The 20,374-nt window shown below is 73.8% G+C and carries 16 protein-coding genes and 1 riboswitch; of the genes, 12 read left to right on the top strand and 4 right to left on the bottom strand.

The window, feature by feature from the left end:
• Positions 1–9 precede the first annotated feature (9 nt).
• From ACZ51D_RS16850 to ACZ51D_RS16825, 6 genes are all read left to right on the top strand, one after another.
• A complete protein-coding gene (locus ACZ51D_RS16850; RefSeq protein WP_465662650.1) occupies positions 10–2,058 on the top strand; it encodes a protein meaA in 2,049 nt (682 codons plus the stop codon).
• A gap of 43 nt (positions 2,059–2,101) precedes the next feature.
• Entirely contained in the window at positions 2,102–3,064 is a 963-nt protein-coding gene (locus ACZ51D_RS16845) for an HpcH/HpaI aldolase/citrate lyase family protein (protein ID WP_360499601.1), read from the top strand.
• A gap of 3 nt (positions 3,065–3,067) precedes the next feature.
• Entirely contained in the window at positions 3,068–3,571 is a 504-nt protein-coding gene (locus ACZ51D_RS16840) for a MaoC family dehydratase (RefSeq protein WP_360499599.1), read from the top strand.
• A 145-nt stretch (positions 3,572–3,716) separates the two neighbouring features.
• On the top strand, positions 3,717–4,919 hold the full coding sequence (locus ACZ51D_RS16835; protein ID WP_360499597.1) for an acyl-CoA dehydrogenase family protein: 1,203 nt from the start codon (positions 3,717–3,719) through the stop codon (positions 4,917–4,919).
• Positions 4,920–5,408: 489 nt separating this feature from the next.
• Positions 5,409–6,101, top strand: a complete 693-nt coding sequence (locus ACZ51D_RS16830) for a phosphatidylserine decarboxylase (protein WP_465621092.1) — start codon at positions 5,409–5,411, stop codon at positions 6,099–6,101.
• Entirely contained in the window at positions 6,088–6,966 is an 879-nt protein-coding gene (locus tag ACZ51D_RS16825) for a CDP-alcohol phosphatidyltransferase family protein (protein WP_030059975.1), read from the top strand. Before ACZ51D_RS16830 ends, ACZ51D_RS16825 begins: the two co-directional genes overlap by 14 nt.
• Before the next feature lie 87 nt (positions 6,967–7,053).
• On the opposite strand, the gene ACZ51D_RS16820 is transcribed toward ACZ51D_RS16825, so the two are convergent.
• The 3 genes from ACZ51D_RS16820 to ACZ51D_RS16810 form a co-directional block, all read right to left on the bottom strand.
• Positions 7,054–8,376, bottom strand: coding sequence for a hypothetical protein (locus ACZ51D_RS16820; protein ID WP_360499593.1), 1,323 nt, complete (start codon positions 8,374–8,376; stop codon positions 7,054–7,056).
• 578 nt (positions 8,377–8,954) lie between these two features.
• Positions 8,955–10,091 carry an alpha/beta hydrolase family protein gene (locus tag ACZ51D_RS16815; protein WP_465662648.1) on the bottom strand — a complete coding sequence of 379 codons (1,137 nt, stop codon included), beginning with the start codon at positions 10,089–10,091 and terminating at the stop codon, positions 8,955–8,957.
• Between the two features lie 125 nt (positions 10,092–10,216).
• Positions 10,217–10,900, bottom strand: a complete 684-nt coding sequence (locus ACZ51D_RS16810) for a helix-turn-helix domain-containing protein (RefSeq protein ID WP_465621087.1) — start codon at positions 10,898–10,900, stop codon at positions 10,217–10,219.
• Positions 10,901–11,097: 197 nt separating this feature from the next.
• A riboswitch (cobalamin riboswitch) is annotated at positions 11,098–11,229 on the top strand.
• Positions 11,230–11,382: 153 nt separating this feature from the next.
• Here ACZ51D_RS16810 and ACZ51D_RS16805 point away from each other — a divergent pair.
• The 6 genes from ACZ51D_RS16805 to cpt are packed head-to-tail and all read left to right on the top strand — an operon-like array spanning position 11,383 to position 18,590.
• Positions 11,383–12,369, top strand: coding sequence for a cobalamin biosynthesis protein (locus tag ACZ51D_RS16805; RefSeq protein ID WP_465662646.1), 987 nt, complete (start codon positions 11,383–11,385; stop codon positions 12,367–12,369).
• The gene (locus ACZ51D_RS16800) at positions 12,366–13,904 is read left to right on the top strand and encodes a cobyric acid synthase (RefSeq protein ID WP_465621083.1); all 1,539 of its coding nucleotides are present in this window, start codon (positions 12,366–12,368) and stop codon (positions 13,902–13,904) included. The genes ACZ51D_RS16805 and ACZ51D_RS16800 overlap by 4 nt, the downstream gene beginning before the upstream one ends.
• Complete coding sequence (locus ACZ51D_RS16795; protein WP_465662645.1) at positions 13,901–16,021, top strand: putative cobaltochelatase; 2,121 nt, start codon at positions 13,901–13,903, stop codon at positions 16,019–16,021. The genes ACZ51D_RS16800 and ACZ51D_RS16795 overlap by 4 nt, the downstream gene beginning before the upstream one ends.
• A 3-nt stretch (positions 16,022–16,024) precedes the next feature.
• Positions 16,025–16,630 carry a cob(I)yrinic acid a,c-diamide adenosyltransferase gene (gene cobO, locus ACZ51D_RS16790; RefSeq protein WP_360499581.1) on the top strand — a complete coding sequence of 202 codons (606 nt, stop codon included), beginning with the start codon at positions 16,025–16,027 and terminating at the stop codon, positions 16,628–16,630.
• 4 nt (positions 16,631–16,634) lie between these two features.
• The gene (locus ACZ51D_RS16785) at positions 16,635–18,023 is read left to right on the top strand and encodes a cobyrinate a,c-diamide synthase (RefSeq protein WP_465621080.1); all 1,389 of its coding nucleotides are present in this window, start codon (positions 16,635–16,637) and stop codon (positions 18,021–18,023) included.
• Between the two features lie 30 nt (positions 18,024–18,053).
• On the top strand, positions 18,054–18,590 hold the full coding sequence (cpt, locus tag ACZ51D_RS16780; protein ID WP_465662689.1) for a chloramphenicol phosphotransferase CPT: 537 nt from the start codon (positions 18,054–18,056) through the stop codon (positions 18,588–18,590).
• A 72-nt stretch (positions 18,591–18,662) separates the two neighbouring features.
• Here cpt and ACZ51D_RS16775 read toward each other — a convergent pair whose 3' ends face one another.
• Positions 18,663–20,303: a serine/threonine-protein kinase gene (locus tag ACZ51D_RS16775; protein ID WP_465621078.1), complete on the bottom strand. Its 1,641-nt coding sequence runs from the start codon at positions 20,301–20,303 to the stop codon at positions 18,663–18,665.
• Positions 20,304–20,374 lie beyond the last annotated feature (71 nt).

Here is a 20,374-nt window from a genome sequence, read left to right as displayed (position 1 = left end):
ACCGATCCGATGACCGAACCCCAGAAGCGGGACCGGCCCTGGCTGATGCGTACCTACGCCGGCCACTCCACCGCGAGCGACTCCAACGCGCTCTACCGGCGGAACCTGGCGAAGGGCCAGACCGGCCTGTCCGTCGCCTTCGACCTGCCGACCCAGACCGGCTACGACTCCGACCACATCCTCGCCCGCGGCGAGGTGGGCCGGGTCGGCGTCCCGGTCGGCCACGTCGGCGACATGCGCGCCCTGTTCGACGGCATCCCGCTCGAGCAGACCAACACCTCCATGACGATCAACGCCACCGCGATGTGGCTGCTGGCGCTCTACCAGGTGGTCGCCGAGGAGCAGGGCGCCGACATCGCCAAGCTCACCGGCACCACCCAGAACGACATCGTCAAGGAGTACCTGTCGCGCGGGACGCACGTCTTCCCGCCCGGCCCGTCGGTGCGGCTGATCACCGACATGATCGCCTACACGGTCGGCAACATCCCCAAGTGGAACCCGATCAACATCTGCAGCTACCACCTGCAGGAGGCCGGGGCCACGCCCGTCCAGGAGATCGCGTACGCGATGTGCACCGCCATCTCGGTGCTCGACGCCGTCCGCGACTCCGGCCAGGTGCCCGCCGAGCGGATGGGCGACGTGGTCGCCCGGATCTCCTTCTTCGTGAACGCCGGCGTGCGCTTCGTCGAGGAGATGTGCAAGATGCGCGCCTTCGCCCGGCTGTGGGAGAAGGTCACCCTGGAGCGCTACGGCGTGACGGACCCCAAGCAGCGCCGCTTCCGCTACGGCGTCCAGGTCAACTCCCTCGGCCTGACCGAGGCCCAGCCGGAGAACAACGTCCAGCGGATCGTCCTGGAGATGCTGGCCGTCACCCTCTCCAAGGACGCCCGCGCCCGGGCCGTCCAGCTGCCCGCCTGGAACGAGGCGCTCGGCCTGCCCCGCCCGTGGGACCAGCAGTGGTCGCTGCGGATCCAGCAGGTGCTGGCGTACGAGTCGGACCTGCTGGAGTACGGCGACATCTTCAACGGCTCCGAGGTGATCGAGACCAAGACCGCCGAGCTGCTGGCCGGCGCGGAGGCCGAGATCGCCAAGGTGCTGGAGATGGGCGTCAAGGCCGGCAACCGAGGCATCATCCCGGCTGTGGAGTCCGGCTACCTGAAGTCCAACCTGGTCGCCTCGCACGCCGCCCGCCGGGCCCGGATCGAGTCCGGCGAGGACAAGATCATCGGGGTCAACTGCTTCGACACCACCGAGCCGAGCCCGCTCACCGCCGACCTCGACACCGCGATCATGGTCGTCGACCCGGCCTCCGAGCAGTCCGTGCTCGCCGCCCTGGAGGCCTGGCGCGGACAGCGCGACGAGGTCGCCGTCCAGGAGTCGCTGGCCGAGCTCAAGGCCGTCGCCGCCACCGAGGCCAACCTGATGCCGGCCACGCTCGCCTGCGCCCGGGCCGGCGTCACCACCGGCGAGTGGTCCTTCGCCCTGCGCGAGGTCTTCGGCGAGTACCGCGCCCCCACCGGCGTCGGCGGCGCGCCCGTCGCGGTCGCCGCCGAGCCCGGCGGGGAGCTGGAGCAGGTCCGCGCCGCGGTCGCCGCGACCGCCGCGGAACTGGGCGCCGGCAAGCTGCGCCTGCTGGTCGGCAAGCCCGGCCTGGACGGGCACTCCAACGGCGCCGAGCAGATCGCCGTCCGGGCCCGCGACGCCGGGTTCGAGGTGGTCTACCAGGGCATCCGGCTGACCCCGGAGCAGATCGTCTCCGCCGCCGTCGCGGAGGACGTCCACTGCGTGGGCCTGTCGATCCTCTCCGGCGCGCACTGCGAGCTGGTGCCCGACGTCCTGAAGCGCCTGAACCGCGCCGGGGTGCAGGATGTCCCGGTGATCGTGGGTGGCATCATCCCGGCAGCGGACGGCGAGGCTCTCAAGGCCGCCGGCGTCGCCGCCGTGTTCACCCCGAAGGACTTCGGCATCACGACCATCATCGGCCGGATCGTGGACGAGATCCGGCTCGCCAACAAGCTCCAGCCGTGGACGCCCACACCGACCTCGGCCACGAACTGACCAGCTGACCAGCTGACCACTGGGAAGGAACAGACCCACCCTCATGACGAACGTGAACCGCCTGCGCCCGCGCCGCTCCTGCCTCGCCGTACCGGGCAGCAACCCGCGCTTCCTGGAGAAGGCCCAGGGCCTCCCGGCCGACCAGGTCTTCCTCGACCTCGAGGACGCCTGCGCCCCGCTGGTCAAGGAGAGCGCCCGCCACACCATCGTCGACGCCCTGAACAACGGCGACTGGGGAAACAAGACCAAGGTCGTCCGGGTCAACGACTGGACGACGCACTGGACCTACCGCGACGTGATCACCGTCGTCGAGGGCGCCGGCCCCAACCTCGACTGCATCATGCTGCCCAAGGTCCAGGACGCCGAGCAGGTCAAGGCCCTCGACCTCCTGCTCACCCAGATCGAGAAGACCATGGGCTTCGAGGTCGGCAAGATCGGCATCGAGGCGCAGATCGAGAACGCCAAGGGCCTGATCAACGTCGACGCCATCGCCGAGGCCTCGCCCCGGCTGGAGACCATCATCTTCGGCCCCGCCGACTTCATGGCCTCCATCAACATGAAGTCCCTGGTCGTCGGCCAGCAGCCGCCCGGCTACCCGGCCGACGCCTACCACTACATCCTGATGCGCATCCTGATGGCCGCCCGCGCCAACGACCTGCAGGCGATCGACGGCCCGTACCTGCAGATCCGCAACCAGGAGGGCTACCGCGAGGTCGCCGGCCGCTCCGCCGCCCTCGGCTTCGACGGCAAGTGGGTGCTCCACCCGGACCAGGTCGCCGCCGCGAACGAGATCTACTCGCCCTCGCAGGAGGACTACGACCACGCCGAGCTGATCCTCGACGCCTACGACTACTGCACCTCCGAGGCGGGTGGCGCCAAGGGCTCCGCGATGCTCGGCGACGAGATGATCGACGAGGCCAGCCGCAAGATGGCCCTGGTCATCTCCGGCAAGGGCCGGGCCGCGGGCATGGAGCGCACCACCAAGTTCGAGATCCCGGAGGCCTGAGCCATGCAGTTCGGACGCACCTACGAGGAGTTCGAGGTCGGCGCGGTCTACAAGCACTGGCCCGGCAAGACGGTCACCGAGTACGACGACCACCTCTTCTGCCTGCTCACCATGAACCACCACCCGCTCCACATGGACACCAACTATGCGGAGAAGACGACGGACTTCGGCAAGAACGTCGTCGTGGGCAACTACGTCTACTCGCTGCTGCTCGGCATGTCCGTCCCGGACGTCTCCGGCAAGGCGATCGCCAACCTGGAGATCGAGTCGCTGCGCCACATCGCGCCGACCTTCCACGGCGACACCATCTACGGCGAGACCACCGTGCTCGACAAGTGGCCGTCCAAGTCCAAGGACGACCGCGGCATCGTCTACGTCGAGACCAAGGGGTACAAGCAGGACGGCACGGTCGTCTGCATCTTCCGCCGCAAGGTGATGGTGCCGACCGAGACGTACATCAAGGAGCGGGGCGGCGAGCAGCCCGGCCGCCCGACCCCGCTCTCCTGACTCCCCTCTCCCCTGGAGACCCCGGACGGGCAGGCCGCCGTCATCGGCCGACCCCCACCCGGTAACGGGGGCCCTGCTGCCACGCCGGCAGGGCCCCCGCAATCCCCCCCCCCCCCGCCCTCTTAGACCTTTCCGGAGCCGCACGATGGGACGCCTCGCACAGACCGACGGCCTCACCGAGATCCAGCGGGACATCCTCGCCACCGTGCGGGATTTCGTCGACAAGGAGATCATTCCGGTCGCGACCGAGCTGGAGCACAAGGACGAGTACCCGACCGCCATCGTCGAGGGCATGAAGCAGCTCGGCCTCTTCGGGCTCACCATCCCCGAGGAGTTCGGCGGCCTCGGCGAGTCGCTGCTCACCTACGCCCTGGTGGTCGAGGAGATCGCCCGCGGCTGGATGTCGGTCTCCGGCATCGTCAACACCCACTTCATCGTGGCGCACATGATCAACGCCCACGGCACCCAGGAACAGAAGGACTACTTCCTGCCGAAGATGGCCGCCGGCGAAATCCGCGGCGCCTTCTCGATGTCCGAGCCCGGCCTCGGCTCCGATGTTTCGGCCATCTCCACCAAGGGCGTCAAGGACGGGGAGTTCTACGTCCTCAACGGCCAGAAGATGTGGCTCACCAACGGCGGCACCTCCACCCTCGTCGCGGTCCTCTGCAAGACCGACGAGGGCGGCAGCAGCCCGTACAAGAACATGACCACCTTCCTCATCGAGAAGGAGGCCGGTTTCGGCCCGAACCCCTCGGTTCCCGGCCTGACCGTGCCCGGCAAGATCGAGAAGATGGGCTACAAGGGCGTCGACACCACCGAGCTGGTGCTGCAGGACGTCCGGATCCCGGCCGACCGCGTCCTCGGCGGCGTCCCGGGCCGCGGCTTCTACCAGATGATGGACGGCGTCGAGGTCGGCCGCGTCAACGTCGCCGCCCGCGGCTGCGGCGTCGCCCGCCGCGCCTTCGAGCTGGGCATCTCCTACGCCCAGCAGCGCTCCACCTTCGGCAAGAAGATCGCCGAGCACCAGGCCATCCAGTTCAAGCTCGCCGAGATGGCCACCAAGGTCGAGGCCGCCCACCAGATGATGGTCATGGCCGCCCGCAAGAAGGACAGCGGCGAGCGCAACGACCTCGAGGCCGGCATGGCCAAGTACCTCGCCTCCGAGTACTGCAAGGAGGTCGTCGAGGACGCCTTCCGCATCCACGGCGGCTACGGCTTCTCCAAGGAGTACGAGATCGAGCGCCTCTACCGCGAGGCCCCGATGCTGCTCATCGGTGAAGGTACTGCGGAGATCCAGAAGATGATCGTCGGACGCCGGCTCCTGGAGGAGTACCGGATCGCCGAGTGATCCCCGGGCCGCCCGCCGACGGACCACGTCGCGGGCGGCCCCCTCGAACCGCCGGTCGACGGGCGTGCGGGTCCGTCCCGGCGGAGCGCCGTGCCCCGTCACGGACCCGGCCTGGTCCGCCTGGGTCCGGCACGGCCCTCCGGAAGCGGCCGCAGGGCGTACAGCTGCGACAACACGCCCGGCGGCCGCTTCCGCACACCTTCTTCCGGCCACTACGGCCGTTTCCCCCACCGGGTTCCGCCGGGGCACCTCTTGAGACAAGTCTCACCAGCTCTGTCAGGTCCCTTGGGAACCGGACCGGGGCGAGCTACGGTCGTAGAGGTGGGACGCGCACACGCGCTCCCACCGGACACATGAACGAGCAGGCGGGTTGCCCACCCACCGTGTGCTCCCGATAGCATCCACCGGGACAGCAAGCCGTCCCTTCTATTACCGATCCCGCGGTGGCCCCCGTCCAGCGGCCATGATCCCCCGCGACAAAGGTCTTCGATGCCCATCAGCCCGTCCCCTCGCACTTCCGTCACGGACCGCGATGCCCTCGCAGCCCCGGCGGCCGGTCGGCGACCCCGCGTGACCATCGCGCGCGGAGCCACCCCCTGGTTCGTCCCCACCCTCGCCACGGCCGCCGTGACCACCGCCCTCACCCGGCGCAGCGGCAAGTGGGCCCTGGCGGCGGTACCCGCCTGTGCGCTCAGCGCGGGCATGCTGTGGTTCTTCCGCGACCCCGAGCGTGAGATCGCCACGGGCAGAGTGATCTCCCCCGCCGACGGCGTGGTGCAGAGCATCGACGCCTGGCCGGACGGCCGCACCCGGGTCGCGATCTTCATGAGCCCGCTCAACGTCCACGTCAACCGCGCGCCCCTGCCGGGCACGGTGACGTCGGTCGAGCACGTCGCGGGCGGCTTCGTCCCCGCGTTCAACAAGGACAGCGACCAGAACGAGCGGGTCGTCTGGCACTTCGACACCGAGCTCGGCGACATCGAGATGGTCCAGATCGCGGGGGCCGTGGCCCGCCGCATCGTGCCGTACGTGGCCGCCGGAACCAAGGTCGAGCAGGGCGACCGGATCGGCCTGATCCGGTTCGGGTCCCGGGTCGACACCTACCTGCCGGCCGGCGTCGAGGTCGGCGTCGAGGTCGGCCAGAAGACCACAGCCGGGGTGACGCGCCTTGACCGTGACTGATCCTGAGACAATCGTCGGCCTGGACGACGAGGAGACGGCCCTGCGCCGCCGCCGCTGGGCGCGCGACCGCGAGCTGCGCGCCCCGCGCTCTCCCCAGCACCTGTCCACCGCCGACTTCCTGACCCTGGGGAACGCCGTCTGCGGCTTCCTGGCGATCTACTCGATCACCACCGGGGTCCTCGTCCCGCACATCACCAACCCGGACGCCGCTCCGGACCGGCACAGCGCCGCCACCGCGGTCACGCTGCTGCTGATCGGCTCCATGTGCGACCTCTTCGACGGCCTGGTGGCGCGCAAGCTGCGCTCCTCCGCCCTCGGAGCGGAACTGGACAACCTGGCGGACCTGATCAGCTTCGGCATCGCGCCGGCCTACTTCGTCGCGGTCTGGGGCATGGTCTCCCAGGGCTCCAACAGCAAGCTCTCGGCGCTCATCGCGATCACCGTGCTGCTCGCGGTCGTCCTGCGGCTGGCCCGCTTCTCGGCCGTCAAGATGCGGCCCGGGGTGTTCCAGGGCATGCCCTGCCCGATGGGCGCGATGACGGTCATCGCCATCGTGCTGCTCGACCCGCCGTTCCTGCCCGGTCTGCTCGCCATCTTCGGCGCCGCGTACCTGATGGTCAGCCGGATCGAGTACCCGAAGCCGCAGGGGCTGCTGGCCACCGCCACGCTCTGCTGGATCGTGGTCTCCATCGGCTGCCTGGCCGCCTGGGCCACCGGCCTGCCCGGCGGCGACGCGCTGATGCACGTCGGCGCGTTCGCCCAGATCACGCTCGCCGCGATGGCGCCGCTGCTGGTCATCCGCCGCAAGGTGGGGCAGAAGGTCGGCGACGTCCGCGCCCGGCGGGCGGAGTCGCGGCTCGGCTGAGGCCGCTCATTCGACCCACGCGGAAGGGCCCGGAACCGATCGGTTCCGGGCCCTTCGCCGTGCTCCGTTCCAGCGAGCCCGCAGTGGCTACGCCCCGCCGGTGTGGACGCTGAAGGCCGAACGGCGGGCCGCCCGCGCCACCCCCGGGTCCGGGTGCACGCCCGAGACCGCCGTCAGCACCGAGGCCGCCCTCGGGTGCCCGGACTGCCGGGCCCGGGCGAACAGCCGCACCGGGTCGCCCGCCGAGGCACCCTCGACATGGCCCACCAGCAGTTCCGTCTCGCCGTGGTCGAGCACCGCCGCCGCCGTGTCCACCCAGAGCCAGGCCGCGTCGTCCGCGCCCAGCACGTCCGCCGGGGAAACCCCCTCGTCCGCGCGCTCCGCCAGCCACAGCAGCGCGTACGGGCGCAGCACCGGCGCGTCCACCGCCGCCCGCACCGCCTGCTCGGCCGGCCCTCCGGCCACCCGCAGCGCCTCGAATGCCAGCCCGCGCACCAGCGCGTCGTCGCCCCGTGCCGCCTCCAGCAGCTCGGCCACCGCCCGGTCCGCCGGACGGGCCGCCACCCAGGCGCGGTACTCGGCGCGGGCCGGGCCCGGCGAGTAGTCCGCACAGGCGTTCAGCAGCTCGAAAGCGCTCTGCTCGATGTGCCCGGCCGCGGTCTGCGCGACCGTGCAGATCTCCTCCAGCTTCGCCCGCACCGCCCAGTGGCCGAGCGGCGACAGCTCGGCGGCCTCGTTCCTGCGCGTCAGGGCGCCGACGGCCGCCAGGCCGTCCAGCATCCAGTCCAGGACGGCGGCCACGTCCGAGGGCGAGGCCGGGGTGTCGATCTGCGGCTCCCGGCAGGTGCCGCGGACCGCGGACACCGCGGAGGCCGCGTGCGGCACGGGCGACAGGCCCGGACCGCCGGCCCCGCCGACCCGGCGCTCGTCCAGGCCACGGCGCAGCAGCTCCAGCAGCTCGCTCTCGGCCACCGGACCGTCCACCAGGTGCAGGAAGGAGAGCAGCTGCGGAGCCTGGTCCACGGCCTGCCCGGCCAGTACGGCGAACACCCCGCGCAGCGCGGCGGGCGGCACCGGGGCGAGCAGGGTCCAGGCGTCGAACAGCGCCGACCAGCCGCGCACCACGGCCTCGTCGTCGTGCTCCCAGGCGTGCAGGCGCCAGCCCGGACCGGCCCCGGTGTCCCGGGCCTCCACCAGGCCCACCAGGAGCGCCTGCCCCCAGGCCTTGGCGGCGGCACCGACCGTCATGGCCAGCGCCCGGCCCGCCGCACGGGCGTCCTCCGGGAGCAGCTCGCCACGCTTGTCGATCTCCGGCAGCTCCCCGGCCCAGCGGGCGATCCGGACGGCGTCCACCAGCATCCGGCGGGCCAGCGGCGCCAGCTCGGCCGGCGCCGGAAAGCCCTCCGGCACGGGAACCCGGCCCCGTCCGGGCGCCGGCGCGGGTCCCCGTCGCCGGGGTACGCCGTTACGGGGTACAACCGCCCCGCTCGGCCTGCCACCGGCTGGCCGGTGGGCCGTACCGGGGAGACGGGTCACCGTCGCACCGGTACCGATCGGAGGCGGGAGCGGGGCATCACGGTCGCGCGGGTTCCGAGACGTCACGTCGAGCAGTCTTCCCCTTGTACCGGCCTTCTGTCACATCCGGTTGTCCGTACGACCGGGCGCCCGGTGGCGACACCTCCGCAAGATCGGGCAACAGAGGCAAACCGCCTGGCCGGAAACGTGTGGCCTGCTCATGCCAGGTCAGTCGCGACGGTTGCTGCGGCCGTTCGAGCGGTCACGGAACGTGAGGGGGAGGGTGGTGTGCGGGGCCAAAAATGTGCCCCTCACGGCGCGGCGACCGCTGCGGGCCGCGCCGAAGCCGTCGGCGGGCGGCAGGGCTGTCGAGCCCGGATCCGGACGGATGGGCGCGCGGGACGGGCCGATCTTGGAGCACGAGAAGTCGGCGGGTCCGACTTCCCGCGCTCCGCACGGGCGGTGGCTCCCGGTCAGAGGAGCGGGGTGAGCCAGCGGCGGAGGAGTTCGGTGTAGTGGTCGGGGGCGGAGTTCCAGAGGGTGCCGTGGTCGGCGCCGGGGAAGGGCTGGAGGCCGACCACGTCGGGCCGGGCGGCGGCGAGGCGCTCGGCACTGCGGAACGGGGAGACCCGGTCGGCCGGACTGTGCAGGAGGAGGGTCGGGACGCGCAGGTCGGCGCCCTCGGCGATGCGGGAGAAGTCGGCGAGGTCGACGCCGGTGCGGCCCTGGGCGGCGAGGGCGCCGAGTTCGACGGCCGCACCCCGGAAGCCCAGCCGTTCGGCGTCGCCGCGGGCGGTGGCCGGCAGGTCGAGGACCGGCGAGTCGAGGATCAGACCGCTGACGGCGTACGCCCAGGCGGAGCGGGCCGCCGTCTGCAGGACCATCGTGGCGCCGACCGACCAGCCGTAGAGGATCACCCGACCCGCGCCGTGGGCGAGCGCCAGCCGTACCGCCGCCTCGACGTCACGCCACTCGGTCTCGCCGAAGTGGCTGTACCCGTCCGGGGAGGCCGGGGCGCCCTCGTCGCCGCGGTAGGTGACGGCGAGGGCGGGCAGGCCGAGACGGTCGAGGACGGGCAGGACCGGAAGGGTCTGCTGGCGGTCGGCCTCGGGGCCGTGGACGAGGATCACCCAGGTGCCGCGCTTGCCGTCGAGGTACCAGGCGGGGAGGGCGCCGAGTTCGCCGTCGACCGCGGTCTCGGTGTAGGCGAGGCCGAGCGCCCGGGTGGGGTCGCCGACGTGGACGCGCGGGCTGAAGCGGACCTCGGCGCCGGGGACGAGGGTGCCCCGGTCGGCGCGGACCAGCCGACGGGTGACGTCCTCCTCGTCGCTGTGCAGGACCTCCTCGACGACCGCGTGGCCGCCGTCGTCCCACTCGACCGCCCAGCGGCCGGGACGCAGGCTCTCGGGGCTGCGGCTGAAGGTGATCCGCCCGACGCCGAGGCCGCGGACCAGGACCGGCCCGGACTCCTGCACGGCCGTGACCGGGCGGACCATCCGCTCGGAGGCCCGGCGGCCGATCACCAGGACGACGGCCCCGGCTCCGACGGCGGCGGCCGCCACGACGGCGGCGGTTCCCCAGCGCATATCGATCCCCGCTCTGTTGGTCACGGACCGGACGGTGTTCGTGCACCAGTCCACCGGCGCCCCGGCCGCCCGGCCACCGGGCTGGGCCGTCCGGGTCACTCGGCGCGGGGTCGGGGCGCGGGGACGGGGTCCGGCGTCGGGGCGCGGGGTCAGTCCGTGGCGGCGTCGAGGAGGTGCCAGAAGCGGGGGGTGAGGGAGTCGGTGGTGGGGGGTGGGGCGGCGCGGGTGGTGGCGCCCCAGTGGGTGGGGACGTGGTGTTCCTGGTGGAGGACGGTGAGAGCGGCGGCGAGGGTGTCGGCGGGGGCCGGGACGATGCGGGCGAGGGCGCGGAGGTGGGGTTGCCAGCGGCCCGCGACGCACTGGCGGAGGAGCTGGCCGAGGGCCTCCCGGCGGCCGGTGGCCTCCACGAGCTCGGGCAGGGTCAGGTCGAGGACCTCGGCGAGGGCGCGGGTCTGTTCCTCGTCGCCGTCCCATTGGCCGGTCAGTTCGGCCTGCCGGTAGGTGGCGAGGACGGTGCCGGTGCGGTCGGCGACGGCGGCCTGGCCGAGTTCACGGGCGACGCGGTGGTCGCGCAGCCGTACCGGGCGGGTGTCCATCAGCTGGGCGGCGGGGCACCAGAGGGCGCGGGCGAGGGCGATGAACTCCGGTTCGCTGGGGCGCAGCTCGCCGGCCTCCCAGGCGAGGACGTGGGCGGGCAGCAGCCGGACGCCGTGCGCGGCCATGCCCTCCGCGACCTGCTCGGGGGTCAGGCCGAGGCCGGCCCGGTGGGCGCGGGCGGCCGCGGGGGAGAACGGCACCGGAGGCGGGACAGTGGGGGTCTTTCTGCGACGCATGCCACCGAACGGTAGGCGCGGACCGCGGTGCGCCCCAGCGACCGAACCCACGAAGCGGCCGGTCCGGGGGCGGTGCTCCGCTGGGCGATCCCACAGCGCGTCGGGGCGGTGCCCGGTGTGACCAACCCCTCCGTGACCTCGGTTGACTCCCGGTTCGGCCGCGTGATGGGATCCTGGGGCCAATCGGAGGCATGGAGAGGAAGCCGGTGCGAGTCCGGCGCGGTCCCGCCACTGTCACCGGGGAGCACGCTCGGAATGATCGCCACGGCGGGCCGTCAGAAGCCGCTGGAAGGCCCCGGGGGTGTGTCCGACCCGGAAGCCAGGAGACTCTCGCCCCCGCTACGTCGATCCAGGGCGCGGACCCTGAGTGAGGACACGCACGCGATGCAGGCTGCCCCGCCCCACCGGACTCCGAGCGGCCTTCCGCCGAGCTGTCTCCCGATGAGTTGTCTTCCGATCAGCCCCCTTCCGGCGTTCGTCCTGTGACCGTCCGTCCTGCGACCGGACGCCCCCTGGCCCGCGCCGCCGCGTTCGCACTGGGCGCCGTCGCGGGCTACGCCGCCGACGCCCGCTTCGCCGACCCGCGCCGGGGCCACCCGGTGGCCGTCTTCGGCAGCGCGGCGACCCGGCTGGAGCGGCGCCTGTGGCGCGACGACCGTACGGCCGGGGCCGGGTACACGGCGCTGTGCGTGGGCGCGGTCGCGGCGGGCGCGCTCGCCCTGGACCGTACGGTGGGCCGGCGCCCGCTGGGCCGGGCGGCGCTGGCGGCGGCCGCGACCTGGACGGTCCTCGGCGGCACCTCGCTCACCCGGGAGGCCCGCGCCATCGGCCGCTCGCTGAAGGACGGCGACCTGCGGGCCGCGCGGGAGCGGCTGCCGCACCTGTGCGGGCGGGATCCGAGCGCGCTGGACGGGCAGCAGATCGCCCGCGCGGTGGTCGAGTCGGTGGCCGAGAACACCGCCGACGCCGTGGTGAACGCGCTGGCCTGGGGTGCCCTGGCGGGCACGCCCGGGCTGCTGGCGTTCCGTGCGGTGAACACCCTGGACGCCATGGTGGGACACCGTTCGCCGCGCTACGCCCGGTTCGGCTGGGCCTCGGCCCGGCTGGACGACGTGGCGGGCTGGCCGGGCGCCCGGCTGACCGCACTGCTGACGGTGGCCGCCGCCCCGCAGCCCCGGACGGCCTGGCGGGTCTGGCGGCGCGACGGCTCCTCGCACCCGAGCCCGAACGCGGGCCAGGCGGAGTCGGCGTTCGCCGGGGCGGTGGGCGTGCGGCTGGGCGGCACGCTGCAGTACGGCGAGCGCGTGGAGCACCGTCCGGTGCTGGGCGCGGAGCTGCGGCCGGTGACGGTGGACGACATCGAGCGGGCCTGCGCGCTCTCCCGGCGGGTGGGCGCGCTGGCACTGGGTACGACGGTCGCGGGGCATCTCGTGATCAGGGCGTTCGGTAAGAGGAGGGGTGGGGCATGAGCAACGCGCTGCTGGTCGCCGGGACGACATCGGACGCGGGCAAGAGCGTGGTGACGGCCGGCATCTGCCGCTGGCTGGCCCGCCAGGGTGTGCGGGTCGCGCCGTACAAGGCGCAGAACATGTCGTTGAACTCCTTCGTCACCGCCGACGGCGCCGAGATCGGGCGGGCCCAGGCGATGCAGGCGCAGGCCGCCCGGGTGGAGCCGGAGGCGGCGATGAACCCGGTGCTGCTGAAGCCCGGCGCGGACGGCCGCAGCCAGGTGGTGCTGCTGGGCAGGCCGGTCGCCGAGGTGGGTGCGCTGGACTACCGCGAGCGCAAGCCCGTCCTGCTGGAGCGCGCCCTGGAGTGCCTGGCCGACCTGCGCCGCCGCTACGACGTGGTCGTCTGCGAGGGCGCCGGCTCGCCCGCCGAGATCAACCTGCGCGACCGCGACATCGCCAACATGGGCCTGGCCACGGCCGCCGGGCTGCCGGTGGTGGTGGTCGGGGACATCGACCGCGGCGGCGTGTTCGCGGCGATGTACGGGACGCTGGCGCTGCTGTCGGCGGAGGACCAGCGGCACGTGGCCGGCTGGTTCGTCAACAAGTTCCGCGGCGACGCGCGGCTGCTGGCGCCCGGGCTGGAGATGCTGCACGAGCTGACCGGCCGTCCGGTGCTGGGCACCCTGCCGATGCTGCCCGGACTGTGGCTGGACGCCGAGGACTCGCTGGACCTGTCGACGGTGGTGGACCGGGTCGACGGGCGCGGGCCGCTCGGGGCGGACGTGCTGCGGGTGGCCGTGGTGCGCTTCCCCCGGCTGTCCAACTTCACCGACCTGGACGCGCTGGCGCAGGAGCCGGGCGTGCTGGTGCGCTGGGCCACCAGACCCGAGGAGCTGGCCGACGCCGACCTGGTGGTGCTGCCCGGCACCCGGGCCACCGTGGCGGACCTCGCCTGGCTGCGCGAGCGCGGCCTGGAGCCGGCGCTGAAGGCGCGGGCGGCGGCCGGGCTGCCGGTTCTCGGGGTGTGCGGCGGCTACCAGATGCTGGCGCGCGGGATCGTCGACGAGGTGGAGTCCAAGGCGGGCGCCGTCGACGGGCTCGGCCTGCTGCCGACGCAGGTGCGGTTCGGCGCCGAGAAGGTGCTGGCGCGGCCGGTCGGCGAGGCGTTCGGGCACCGGGTCGAGGGCTACGAGATCCACCACGGGGTGGTGGCCGTGGAGGGGGGCCAGGCGTTCGTCTCCGATGGCCGAGGGCAGAGTCTGGACGGCTGCCGGGTGGGCTCGGTCTGGGGCACGACCTGGCACGGCGTGCTGGAGAACGACGACTTCCGTCGCGAACTCCTGCGCGAGGTCGCCGAGTTGGCGGGCCGGGCGTTCGTCCCGGCGCCGGACACCTCCTTCGCCGAGGCGCGCGAGGCCCGGCTGGACCGGCTGGGCGACCTGATCGAGGAACACGCGGACACCGACGCGCTGTGGAAGCTGATCGAGGGCGGGGTGCCGGCGGCCGGATCGCTGCCGTTCCTGGCGCCCGGGGCACCTGGGAGTGACGCATGACTGACGTCCGCTATCCGTTCACCGCGATCGTCGGCATGGCCGACCTGCGGCTGGGGCTGCTGCTGAACGCGGTCTCCCCGGCCGTGGGTGGCGTGCTGGTCCGCGGCGAGAAGGGCACCGCGAAGTCGACCATGGTGCGCGCGCTGGCCGGCCTGCTGCCGTCCATCGCCGCCGTGGACGGCTGCCGCTTCGCCTGCGACCCGGCCGCGCCCGACCCGCAGTGCCCGGACGGGCCGCACTCCGCCGCCGGGAGCCACGAACGGCCGTCCCAGCTGGTCGAGTTGCCGGTCGGCGTGGCCGAGGACCGGATCGTCGGCTCGCTCGACCTGGAGCGCGCGCTGGCCGAGGGCGTCAAGGCGTACGAGCCCGGGCTGCTCGCCAAGGCGCACCGCGGCGTGCTCTACATCGACGAGGTGAACCTGCTCCAGGACCACGTGGTGGACCTGCTGCTGGACGCCGCCGCGATGGGCCGCTCGTACGTCGAGCGCGAGGGCGTGTCGGTGCGGCACGCGGCCCGGTTCCTGCTGGTCGGCACGATGAACCCGGAGGAGGGCGAGCTGCGGCCGCAGCTGCTCGACCGGTTCGGCCTGACCGTCGAGATCGCCGCCACCCGGGACCCGGCCGAGCGCGCCGACGTGGTCCGCCGCCGGCTCGCCTACGACGCCGACCCGGCCGGCTTCGCCGCGCGGTTCGCCGAGGAGGAGCGGGCACTCGCCGAACGCGTCACCGCCGCACGGGAGTTGCTGCCAAAGGTCGAGCTGACCGAGGTGGCGCTTCGTCAGATCACCGCCGTGTGTGCCGCGTTCGAGGTGGACGGCCTGCGCGCGGACATCGTGATGGCCCGCACCGCCGTCGCGCTCGCCGCCTGGGACGGGCGCACCGAGGTGCTGGAGGAGGATGTCCGCAAGGCCGCCCAGCTGGCGCTGCCGCACCGGCGCCGCCGCAACCCCTTCGACGCGCCGGGGCTGGACGAGGAGCAGCTGGACCGGACGCTGGAGGAGCACGCCCAGGGGGACGACCCCGAGCCCGACCCCGAGCCCGAGGGCGACGGCCCGGGGCCGGACGGCGACGGCCCCGACCCCGAGGGCGGCCCGGACGGCGGCGGCCCGGACGGTGGTGGTCCGGACGGCGGCGGGGCGCCCGAGCCCTCCGACGGCGGCGCCCCGGAGGCGTCCACGACCGGCGGGGACGACCAGCCACAGTCGCCGGTCCCGACCCAACACCCGGCCCCCGCACGGGAGTCGACGCCGGCCGCGGCCGGGGACCCGTACCGGACCAAGCTGTTCACCGTCCGCGGCACCGGCCACGGCGCCCAGGGCCGCCGCTCCCCCGCCGAGACCACCGGCGGGCACACCATCCGCGCCCGCCGCCCGCAGGGCGCGCTCGGCCGGCTGCACCTGACCGCGACCCTGCAGGCCGCCGCGCCGCACCAGGCGGCACGCGGACGCAGCGGCCGGGCGCTGGTGCTGCGGAAGGACGACTTCCGCGAACAGGTGCGCCAGGGCCGGGAGTCCAACCTGGTGCTGTTCGTGGTCGACGCCTCGGGCTCGATGGCCGCCCGGCAACGGATGACCGCCGTCAAGGGCGCCGTGCTGTCACTGCTGATGGACGCCTACCAGCGGCGCGACAAGATCGGCATGATCACTTTCCGCGGCGCCGGCGCCGAGCTGGCGCTGCCGCCCACCTCCTCCGTGGAGGTCGGCGCGGCCCGGCTGGAGTCGCTGCCCACCGGCGGACGGACCCCGCTGGCCGAGGGGCTGCTGCGGGCCCACGAGGTGCTGCGGGTCGAGCGGCTGCGCGACCCGAGCCGCCGCCCGCTGCTGGTCGTGGTGACCGACGGCCGGGCCACCGGTGGCCGCGACGCGCTCGCCCGCTCCCACCGCGCGGCCGCGCTGTTCGCCGCGCAGGGCACGGCGAACGTGGTGCTGGACTGCGAGTCCGGCCCGGTCCGGCTGGGCCTGGCCCGCACCCTGGCCGGGCAGCTCGGCGGCACCGCCGTCAGCCTGGACGAGCTGCGCGCCGAGGGCGTGGCCTCGCTCGTCCGCGAGAACCGCGGGGACAACCGTTCCTCGACCGTCCGCGACAACCTCGCGACAACCATGCGAAAGGCGGCCTGACCCATGCCCAAGGGCGTCCCCGAGAGCGTTCCCGACGACGGCCTGACGACCCGTCAGCGCCGTACGCAGCCGATCACCGCCGTGCACACCGGCCCCGGCAAGGGCAAGTCCACGGCCGCCTTCGGCATGGCGCTGCGGGCCTGGAACCAGGGCTGGCCGGTCGGGGTGTTCCAGTTCGTGAAGTCCGCCAAGTGGAAGGTCGGCGAGGAGAACGCGCTGCGCGTGCTCGGCGCCTCCGGCGAGGGCGGCACCGTCGACTGGCACAAGATGGGCTCCGGCTGGTCCTGGATCCAGCGCTCCGCCGAACAGGAGATGACCAGCGAGGAGGCGGCCAAGGAGGGCTGGGAGCAGGTCAAGCGCGACCTCGCGGCCGAGACCTACCGCTTCTACGTGCTCGACGAGTTCACCTACCCGATGCACTGGGGGTGGATCGACGCCGACGAGGTGGTGGCCGTGCTCAAGGACCGCCCGGGCAGCCAGCACGTCGTCATCACCGGCCGGTACGCGCCCGAGGCGCTGACCGGTTTCGCCGACCTGGTCACCGAGATGACCAAGGTGAAGCACCCCATGGACGCCGGCCGCAAGGGCCAGCGCGGTATCGAGTGGTAGACCGTTGAGCACCGTCCCCCGCCTCGTCATCGCCGCGCCCTCCTCCGGCGCCGGCAAGACCACCGTCGCCACCGGCCTGATCGCGGCACTCGCCGCGCGCGGGCTGGCGGTGTCCCCGCACAAGGTCGGCCCCGACTACATCGACCCGGGCTACCACGCGCTCGCCGCCGGGCGCCCGGGCCGCAACCTCGACGCCTTCATGTGCGGTCCCGAGCGGATCGCGCCGCTGTTCCTGCACGGCGCGGCGGGCGCGGACGTCGCGGTGGTCGAGGGCGTCATGGGCCTGTTCGACGGGGCTTCCGGGCGCGGGGAGTTGGCGTCCACCGCGCACGTCGCCAAACTGCTGCGGGCACCGGTGGTGCTGGTGGTGGACGGCTCCTCGCAGTCCCGCTCGGTGGCCGCGCTGGTGCACGGCTTCGCCTCCTGGGACCCGCAGGTGCGGCTCGCCGGGGTGATCCTCAACCGGGTCGCCTCCGACCGGCACGAGCACCTGCTGCGCGAGGCCCTGGAGGAGGGCTCCGGCGTGCCGGTGCTGGGCGCGCTGCGCCGCTCGGCGGCGGTCGCCACGCCGTCCCGCCACCTCGGGCTGATCCCCGCGGTGGAGCGCTCGGCGGAGGCGCTGAAGGCGGTCGCCGACATGGGCGAGCTGGTCGGCTCCTCCGTCGACCTGGACGCGCTGCTGGAACTCGCCCGCACGGCACCCGATGTGGACGCCGAGCCGTGGGACCCGTCGGCCGAGGTCACCCCGGTGGCCGGTCGGCCGCGGATCGCGGTGGCGGGCGGCCCGGCGTTCTCCTTCTCGTACGCCGAGAACGCCGAACTGCTCGGCGCGGCCGGGGCGGAGGTGGTCCCGTTCGACCCGCTGCACGCCACGGCCCTACCGGCGGGAACCGCCGGGCTGGTCATCGGCGGCGGCTTCCCGGAGCTGTACGTACGGGAGTTGAGCGGGAACACCGAACTGCGCTCGGCGATCGCCTCCTTCGCCGCGTCGGGCGGGCCGATCGCCGCCGAGTGCGCCGGACTGCTCTACCTGGGGCGGGAGTTGGACGGCCTGCCGATGTGCGGCGTGCTCGACACCGAGGCCCGGATGACCGAGCGCCTCACCCTCGGCTACCGGGAGGCCGTCGCCCTGCACGACTCACCGCTCGCGGCGGCCGGCACCCGGGTGCGCGGGCACGAGTTCCACCGGACGGTGTGCGAACCGGGCGCGGGCGAACACCCCGCCTGGGGCTGGCGCCTGCCGACCGGGCCCCGCACGGAGGGCTTCGCCGCGGGCCGGGTGCACGCCTCCTACCTGCACCTGCACTGGGCGGGGGCGCCGGCGCTGGCAGCGTCCTTCGCGGCCGCGGCGGCGGCCTACGACGGCACTCCGCGCGGGGCGGCCGCCGTGTAGGGGGCGACTGCGTAGGATGCGCGCATGCATGTGATCGTCCTCAACGGCGGCTCCAGCTCCGGCAAATCCAGCATCGCCCACCGTCTGCAGGAACTGCTGCCGCAGCCGTGGCTGCACCTCGGCGCGGACACCATGGTCGGCGCCCTGCCGCCCTCGCTGCGCAGCGGCGGGGAGGGCATCGGCGGCCTGGAGGACGGGACCGGCACGGTCGAGGTCGGGCCGGCCTTCGCCGCGCTGGACGCCGCCTGGACGGTCGGGGTGGCGGCGATGGCCCGGGCCGGCGCCCGGATCGTGGTGGACGAGGTGTTCCTCGGCACCACCGCCTCGCAGGCCCGCTGGCGGGCGGCGCTGGAGGGCCTGGACGTGCTCTGGGTCGGCGTGCGCTGCGACCCGGCGGTGGCCGCGGCCCGGGAGGCCGCGCGCGGCGACCGGGTGGCCGGGATGGCCGCCGCGCAGGCGGAAGCGGTGCACGAGGGGGTCGCGTACGACCTGGTGGTGGACAGCTCCCGGACCTCGGCGGACGAGTGCGCCGAGCTGATCCTCGCGCGGGTGTCCGCCCGCGGCTGACTGCCCGCGCCCATCCGCCCCGGGTGACCGCCCGCGCCCATCCGCCCCGGGTGACGGTCGCGGGCAGAGCCGCTACAGGACCAGGGTCCGCCAACCCCGGGTGATCTGGTCGTCGACGGCCACGGGGTCCGGCGTCGTCGGCTGGGCCGCCTCCAGCACTGCCAGCAGGGCGGCGCCGTCCGCCGGGCGCTGCGCCGGGTCGATGGCCAGCGCGCGGGTGACGACGGCGGCGAGCGCCGGGTCGAGAGCCCGGACCGCCGCCAGCGCGGTCGGTTCGGGCCCGGTGTCCACGATCCGGCGGATCACCGCGCCGGTGCTGGTCGCCGCGAACGGGCTGGCCCCGTGCGCCGCGCACACCACGCAGCACGCCCAGGCCCACACGTCGGCGGCCGTACCGACCCGCTCATCGCCGAACTGCTCCGGCGCCATGTACGTCAGGGTGCCGGGCCCGCCGCCGGTGGCGGTGAGCCGGGTGCCGTCCACGATCGCCGCGATGCCGAAGTCCAGCAGGCGCGGGCCGGCCGTGGTCAGCATGATGTTGGCCGGCTTGAGGTCCCGGTGGATCAGCCCGAGCCGGTGCACCCCGGACAGCGCCACGGCCAGCGCCAGCGCGAGCGCGCGGAGCGCCTCGGCGGAGCGGATCGGCCCCTGCTCCCGCAAGTGGACGTCCAGCGGGCGGCCGTCCAGCAACTCCATGGCCAGGTACGGACGTCCGGCATCCACGCCCGCGTCGAGCACCCGGGCGGTGTAGGCGCCGGGCATCATGGCCAGCACCTCGGACTCACGCTGGAAGCGGCGCAACAGCTCGGCGTCGTCGAGGAGTTCGAGGTTGATGGTCTTCAGGGCGACCTGGGTGGCGGAGCCCTGGCGCTGGGCGAGGTAGACCGTGCCCATCCCGCCGGAGCCGATCCGGCCGAGGAGCTGGTAGCCGCCGATCGTGCGGGGCTCGTGGACACGGAGTGGACCGTGGGCCACGGGCGGGGCAGGTGATACGGGCGGCGCAGGTGACACGGGCGGCGCGAACTGCGGCACCGGCGGGGCGGCCGGAACGTGCTGCGTCGGAACGTACGCCTGCGGCGCCGGGGTGGTCGCGGCCGCGTTCGGCGCAGGGGTGGCCGGTGCGGCGGTGTTCGACCTGGTGACGACCGGCTCGTGCCGCCTGCTGGTGACGGCCGCACCGATCTGGAACAGCAGCACGGCGAAGACCAGCCAGTACGGCAGGGCGAACACGCCGATCACCGCGCGCAGGGCGAGCAGGCCGAGGACCCGGCGCCAGGTGGCACGTGCCGACCGGACCTGCTCCGGCATGCGGACGGTCAGCAGGTTGCGCTGGGTCAGGAACCAGAACAGCAGCCAGAGCACCAGGGCCGAGATCACGGGAACGAGGTACCAGAGCCTCGCCGTGTGGAGGGCCAGGTGCGCCTCCCTGCTCAGGTAGCGCACGTTGTCGGTGTCGATCGGCTCCCGCAGCATCCGGAGGGTGTCGGTGTCGCCGAGGAACAACAGGGCATCCAGCCCTGCCGCGCAGACGAGCCCCACCAGCGGCGCGGCGATGAACGGCACCCGACTGACCGGGGCGCCCGCACCCACGGCCGCCGCCGCCCGTTGGCGCGTCGCCCGTTGAAGCCACAGCAGCAGCGGAAGTGTCACCACCCGCACCACCAGCAGCACGAGCAGGAGGAACACCGGTGCGACGAGGCTGACCACGCTCATGTCTCCCCCTTGGCCGATCGAGCACACGGAGTAACGGAGTATAAGCGGGACGACCCGGGCCTCTCCCCCGG

This window comes from Kitasatospora sp. NPDC033851 (assembly GCF_055576085.1).
Note: the sequence above shows the minus strand (reverse complement) of the source record. Positions and strands in the feature narration are given on the sequence as shown.

Excerpts from the sequence above, each read along its gene's own strand:
- ACZ51D_RS16850 (WP_465662650.1), top strand. The coding sequence starts at position 10 with ATGACCGAACCCCAGAAGCGGGACCGGCCCTGGCTGATGCGTACCTAC.
- ACZ51D_RS16845 (WP_360499601.1), top strand. The coding sequence starts at position 2,102 with ATGACGAACGTGAACCGCCTGCGCCCGCGCCGCTCCTGCCTCGCCGTA.
- ACZ51D_RS16840 (WP_360499599.1), top strand. The coding sequence starts at position 3,068 with ATGCAGTTCGGACGCACCTACGAGGAGTTCGAGGTCGGCGCGGTCTAC.
- ACZ51D_RS16835 (WP_360499597.1), top strand. The coding sequence starts at position 3,717 with ATGGGACGCCTCGCACAGACCGACGGCCTCACCGAGATCCAGCGGGAC.
- ACZ51D_RS16830 (WP_465621092.1), top strand. The coding sequence starts at position 5,409 with ATGCCCATCAGCCCGTCCCCTCGCACTTCCGTCACGGACCGCGATGCC.
- ACZ51D_RS16810 (WP_465621087.1), bottom strand. The coding sequence starts at position 10,900 with ATGCGTCGCAGAAAGACCCCCACTGTCCCGCCTCCGGTGCCGTTCTCC.
- ACZ51D_RS16800 (WP_465621083.1), top strand. The coding sequence starts at position 12,366 with ATGAGCAACGCGCTGCTGGTCGCCGGGACGACATCGGACGCGGGCAAG.
- ACZ51D_RS16795 (WP_465662645.1), top strand. The coding sequence starts at position 13,901 with ATGACTGACGTCCGCTATCCGTTCACCGCGATCGTCGGCATGGCCGAC.
- cobO (WP_360499581.1), top strand. The coding sequence starts at position 16,025 with ATGCCCAAGGGCGTCCCCGAGAGCGTTCCCGACGACGGCCTGACGACC.
- ACZ51D_RS16775 (WP_465621078.1), bottom strand. The coding sequence starts at position 20,303 with ATGAGCGTGGTCAGCCTCGTCGCACCGGTGTTCCTCCTGCTCGTGCTG.